This is a genomic window from Synechococcus lacustris str. Tous, assembly GCF_003011125.1.
Classification (GTDB): domain Bacteria; phylum Cyanobacteriota; class Cyanobacteriia; order PCC-6307; family Cyanobiaceae; genus Synechococcus_D; species Synechococcus_D lacustris.
In genome coordinates, this window is sequence record NZ_PXVC01000259.1 from 1 (window position 1) to 811 (window position 811).

The 811-nt window shown below is 51.5% G+C and carries 1 protein-coding gene and 1 pseudogene; both read left to right on the top strand.

Going from position 1 to position 811, the window contains the following annotated elements:
• Nucleotides 1-483 (top strand): helix-turn-helix domain-containing protein (locus C7K08_RS16605; protein ID WP_133165341.1); only part of this gene is annotated, 483 nt, incomplete at its 5' end.
• A gap of 26 nt (nt 484-509) precedes the next feature.
• Nucleotides 510-811, top strand: a pseudogene (locus C7K08_RS16610) (IS3 family transposase); the annotation flags it as partial.

An 811-nucleotide genomic window follows, 5' to 3' on the forward strand; every position in this document is an offset into this window, starting at 1 on the left:
CCCAATAGGCAGGATGTTCCTCAAATTTCTCCCAATAGGCAGGATGTTCCTCAAATTTCTAAGGAATTAGGTATTCATCAATCCACGCTTTATAAATGGCGCAGTAACTGGCGGTTGCAGGGGGAGGTTGTGCCAGCATCCGATAAAGACCCAGATCGCTGGAGTGCTGCAGATAAATTCACGGTGGTGCTTGAAACAGCTGGGTTCAATGCCACTGAGCTCAGTAGCTATTGCCGTGAACGAGGTCTATTCCTTGAACAAGTAGACCGCTGGCGCCAAACGGCGCAGGATGCAAATGCAAACGCAGTGCTAACCATGGCGGAGCAGCGGGATTTAGAGAAACGCCACCAGCAGGATCAAAAGGAAATTAAAGCCCTAAAACAGGATCTACGCCGTAAGGAAAAAGCCCTTGCAGAGGCAGCAGCTTTGTTAATTGCTGCAAAAAAGATTCAGGCCTTCTGGGGAGAGGAAGGGGACGACTAACGTCTCCGGACGATCGCCAGAAGGCATTGCAAATCCTTGCAGAAGGGATTGCTGCTGGTGCCCGCGCCAGTGAACTAGCCAAGCTCATGGGCGTTGGCTTAACAACGCTGCAGCGCTGGCGTAGGCAGTTTGCCGGCGATAAGGATGGCGTGGATGGCCGTAAAGGTAGTGCCCGCAAAGTGGCYCAYCGCTTAAGCGTTGAGGAAKGCCAAAGGATCTTGCTCACCTGCAATGAACCTAAATACGCCTCCTTGCCACCAGGCCAAATCGTGCCTGATCTAGCTGATCAAGGCATTTATATAGGTTCTGAACGCAGTTTCTATCGGGT